At 43.0% G+C, this 4871-nt stretch carries 4 protein-coding genes; 2 read left to right on the forward strand and 2 right to left on the reverse strand.

Features of this window, described 5'->3' with window-relative positions; translation table 11 throughout:
* Positions 1 to 212: 212 nt before the first annotated feature.
* Together P8O70_16455 and P8O70_16460 are read left to right on the forward strand one after the other, a co-directional pair.
* Positions 213 to 527 carry a cytochrome c gene (locus tag P8O70_16455; GenBank protein MDG2198435.1) on the forward strand — a complete coding sequence of 105 codons (315 nt, stop codon included), beginning with the start codon at positions 213 to 215 and terminating at the stop codon, positions 525 to 527.
* Between the two features lie 12 nt (positions 528 to 539).
* Positions 540 to 1817 carry an NAD(P)/FAD-dependent oxidoreductase gene (locus tag P8O70_16460; GenBank protein MDG2198436.1) on the forward strand — a complete coding sequence of 426 codons (1278 nt, stop codon included), beginning with the start codon at positions 540 to 542 and terminating at the stop codon, positions 1815 to 1817.
* A 50-nt stretch (positions 1818 to 1867) separates the two neighbouring features.
* Here P8O70_16460 and P8O70_16465 read toward each other — a convergent pair whose 3' ends face one another.
* Positions 1868 to 3427, reverse strand: a complete 1560-nt coding sequence (locus P8O70_16465) for an ATP-binding protein (protein ID MDG2198437.1) — start codon at positions 3425 to 3427, stop codon at positions 1868 to 1870.
* Positions 3428 to 4681: 1254 nt separating this feature from the next.
* Positions 4682 to 4871: hypothetical protein (locus P8O70_16470; protein ID MDG2198438.1), on the reverse strand; the 190-nt coding region annotated here is incomplete at its 5' end.

Raw genomic sequence — 4871 nt, forward strand, 5'->3', positions numbered from 1 at the left:
ATCCACTGGATAGCGGCGGTCATTTGGCTAAATTGATCACAGGCCCTAATAAGAATTTTTCTAAAAATGCCACAATTTTGGTGACTTCCCAAGGTTGTGATTCAATGCATATGTAGACAAATTTCCTTGACATTTGTTTGATTTCATGTAGTTCACCATTTGACCAAATACTTAAACAATCACAATATTAATTCTCTTCAATGGAGTTTCTCATGAAAAATATTTTGGGATTATTGATTGGAAGCAGTCTCGTTGGGACTGCACTTCTTCCAATGTCAGCTTTTGCCACAGACAAAGGAATGGTACTAGCCCTTTCATGTGCATCATGTCATGGAACTAACGGAGCAAGTCCTGGCTCAATTCCAAGAATTCAAGGCAGAACAGCAGATTACATCGAGAAAGCAATGTTACAATTCAAGTCTGGTGAGCGCCCTGCAACTGTAATGAATCGGATTGCTAAGGGCTACACTGATGAGGAAATTAAATTATTATCTGCCTACCTCGGTAAATTCTCACCAAGCAAATAATCGGAGAAAATCATGGCAAAGCTGACTCGAAGACAATTTGGTAAACTAGCTGGATTAGGAAGTCTTGGTCTGATGACGGGGTGTACAACAAGTTCCCTAGTGTTTCGAAAAAACCCCAGAGTTGTTGTAGTTGGTGGTGGTTTTGGTGGAGCTACTGCTGCGAAATATTTGAGAATGATGGATCGTGATATGGAGGTCACACTGGTTGAACCAAATTCAACCTACTATACCTGCCCTTTCAGTAACTTGGTCGTTGGTGGCGTAAAGGGCATGACAGATATTGCCCATGACTACAAAACTTTGCAGAGCAAGTACGGGGTCAGTTTTGTCAGGGCAAAGGCTTATCAAGTTAAAAGCAATGCGGTCATTCTGGAAGACGGCTCAAAGATTCCTTTTGATCGAGCTATTGTCTCTCCAGGCATAGATATTCGCTATGACAAAATGCCGGGACATTCACAAAGTATTGAAAAAAAGATTCCTCACTCATGGAAAGCAGGTCCCCAGACGATGCAGCTTCGAAGACAACTAGAAGCTATGGCTAATGGTGGAACCGTCATTATTTGTCCTCCAGGAAATCCCTACCGCTGTCCTCCAGGGCCCTATGAGCGAGCATCGATGATTGCTCATTACCTAAAAAATAATAAGCCAAACTCAAAGATTATTATCTTGGATCAGAAGGAGAAATTCTCGAAGCAGCCCCTATTCACTGATGGTTGGGACATGCACTACGGAGATTTGATTGAGTGGCGCTCAGCGACTGCTGGAGGTAAGGTTTCAGAAATTGATGCTGATGGAATGAGGCTCAATACTGAGTTTGGTTGGGAAGAAGGCGATGTGATCAACTACATCCCAGCTCAATGGGCTGGAGCAGTAGCCCGAAAATCTGGATTGGCTGATGAAAGTGGTTGGTGTCCAGTTGACCACGTTACCTTCGAATCCACCCTGATTCCAAACGTCCATGTCATTGGTGATGCTAGTAAGGCTGGAGCGATGCCGAAGTCTGGTTTCTCAGCAAATAGTCAGGGTAAAGTAGTGGCTGCGGCTGTGGTTTCAATGTTTTGGGGAGAAGCCCCTGTTTCCCCATCCTTTGCCAATACTTGCTATAGTTATGTAACCCCTGATTATAGCGTTTCAGTGGCAGCAGTTTACAGCGTCCAAAATGGGGCAATTGCTGGGATAAAAGGCGCCGGGGGGGTGAGCCCCAAAGATGCCAGTGCAATTGTTCGTAAGACAGAAGCCACTTATGCGCAAGGCTGGTACGATAGTATCACCTACGACATGTTTGGCTAATTCATCATTGTAAGCAGGCTGTGTGTTACTTATGAAACCGCAGCCTGTTTTCATTCGGTATTCTCCTCAAGCAGAGGCAAACGCAATTCGATCTCAAGGCCTCCAAAAGATCCCCTCCGAGCACTTATCCTCCCCTGATGCGCTTGCATAAGTTCCTGGCAGATCGCCAAACCTAGTCCACTTCCGCCACTGACTCTATTTCTTGATTGTTCAGTTCTATAAAATCTGTCGAATAAATGTGGCAGATCTGCTTCTGAAACACCTGGTCCATTGTCACTTAGCAAAAGAACAACTTCATTCTGGTCAAAACCACTGCGAACATCCAGATTGCTATCTGAGGCATGGCGAGCGGTGTTTTCCATCAAGTTCAAGAGAACCTGGTGCAGGCGGTCGTAATCTCCATTAATGGGAAGTTCAGCTTGTGTTGGTGTCCAGTTAACTTTCACTCTCGCTGCCTCTAAACGAGTTTGAGCTTGTTTTAAAGCCTCGATCACTAGTTTATTGAGTTCAAGTGGCCTGAAAAAAAGTTCTAGCTTGCCGAGTTCAAGGTGATTGATGAGTCGGAGGTCTTCAACGATTCTCTGTAGTCGAGTTGTCTCCTGATGCAAAGAGGCTAGGCTACTTTTATCGAAAGAACGGACACCATCTTCGAGCGCCTCAATTTCTCCTTTCAAGATAGAAAGCGGAGTCCTCAGCTCATGAGCAGTATCTGCAAGCCACTGCTGCCGTTGGTATTCATAATTTTGGAGAGCAGCAGCCATTTCATTGAAGGCTTGCGCCAATTGCCCTAACTCATCAGAGGTTGCCACAGGAATACGCGTATCTAGTTGGTGTTCTCTCAGTTTTTCTGTTCCATTTTTTAACTCCTGCACTGGTTTCAGCAATTGTCTGGAAACTAACCAAGCGATCAAAGGACCTAGCAGGACTAGGGAGCCACCAAAAAACCAGAGCCACTGAAGGTTTCTCTCCAGAAAACGCAGGCCACTTTGTGGAACGTTTCCATGCCATTGAAGAAAGGCTACAATACGATGCCTATAATTTATCGGCATTCTCAAGACCACAGTTTGATTGGACGGCTGCCCCGCAATTAAGCGTCCTTGTGTGTCAACAAGTGTAAGATTGCTTCCCCATTCTTGGGCTCTAGGTGGTTTGCGAGCCCGTGGTCCACTCAAATCAGGACTTGATTCAAAAAGTTCAAAAGATTCATCAAAGTCTTCAAATAAATCCCTGGGACCATGTTTTCTTGGTCTCTGCATGCTTAAGGGAAAATTTTCTCCCTCTAAAACTGCCTGTCGCAGAGATTCCTGGAGTATGATGAACCAATAGATTCTTTGATTCTCCAGGAGGTTCCAACTGCGTTGGATAGCGTAGTGTTGTTCCAGCACTCCGACAACATAGCGAAGGCGTCCAGATTCTTGCTGTTGTAAAAAGCCTCTGAATTCTGAACGGACTTGGTTGTGTACAGCCAACATCATCAGACCCATCAACAACACAGCATGTAATAGAAAGGCTAAAAATAGCTTTGTGAACAATGAAAGCAATGGTTTTTGGAGCCCAATTTCTTGCTGATTCACAAGGCTAGATTTTTCGAGAAGTGAATAAATGGGCATCAATCGATTCTTGATGATCTGACCGAAATAACGAAAGTTAATCATCTGAGTCTAAGAAATAAGAATTTGGCTGGTATCTAAGATAGAGAAAAAACTGATTGATTCTTAAAAGATTAATTTCGCTTTTGAAAAAATATTTTCTATGGAAAAGAATGAACCCCTCTCGAGTGGACACTGACTTTGCTGATATGTTTTATTTTTTTAAAGTAAGACTGAAATCTTAGTTGACCCAAAATGTTGATAATCAAAGTCCAGAGGGTCTTACATATATATTTTAGTGACTATCAATTCCCAGAAAATTTTCGGTTCTGATTAATTGTTGGAATATTTCCAAATAATGAGGATGCTCCTTCTCAAATCGGGATTTTAATTCATTGTAAACGGATGAGGGAGGCGAAACACCCCAGTGTGGAGTATCAGGATTATCGATCCTCGCGGCCAAAAACCCATTTAGCCATTGGAGTTGAAGTTCTTTATTTTCAAGAGGTGGTAAGTACTCCGTTGGGATTGAGGTTGAACACCGAAAAGCGGCCCAACCGTATCCATACCAGTCAATCTGATTAACTTTCAAAATTGCCTCTTTGGGATTTTTTTTGCTAGTTTCTGAGGAGAAATTTTGCCATTATTAGTAATGTTGCAGAAGCTTAAAATTCGTGAAAGGAATTAAATGACATTTACTTCAGCTTACTTAGTCTTCTTGATTTTTTTCTTTGTCTTCATTTTCCCAATGGCATTAGGGGTCGGTCTGTACTGGTATGAAAAGAAATCTGGAATGGATAACGCCTGATCCAGATGATTGAACTCATTATAGTTGCCTCTCTTGCACCTTTTTTTCTGCTTGGGGTTGCAACCATGTTTCAGGGCAGCCTTTTAGCAGGTCTTGGGGGAGCAGTTTTGGCATCCCTTACCCTGTTCTTTGGCTATCGTTTCTTGAAAGATGAAATTCATCGACGGTTTCAAATATCGAAATCTACAAACTGAAGAAAAATTTCATGGTGCTACCAACCCGCAAAAAAGACAGAGTCGATTCTATTATTCAAGTAACCCAAACCTTCCGCAGTCCCACTGACTTGCAAGACTTTCGAAATTGGTTGTTGGATCAAGAGCCAAGTGAGGAAGAGGAATCTGTAAGTCAATTTGGCCCTCGCAAAACAGATAAATGGATTGGATTTGGAGATAGGTTTCATTAAGAACCTTAAATCAAATCTGGTTTTTTGGACTCTCCTGTTACTACTGAGTCCAACTCTCGCCACATCAGAAAATCACCTCAATTCCCAGAGATGGCTGACTGGAGACCGTTTGGAGTGGCATTCTCTCTACTTGGATAGTAATCCAAAACCCAGCAGAGCTATCATATCTATCAGAGCAGCCATTGAGGGGAGAACTACGATTAGAATGTCTCCCCAGCAGCAGTGGTCGGATTGGTTGACTTTCCCACTTTGGG

It is taken from the genome of SAR324 cluster bacterium, assembly GCA_029245725.1.
In the GTDB taxonomy this organism is placed as follows: Bacteria; SAR324; SAR324; order SAR324; family NAC60-12; genus JCVI-SCAAA005.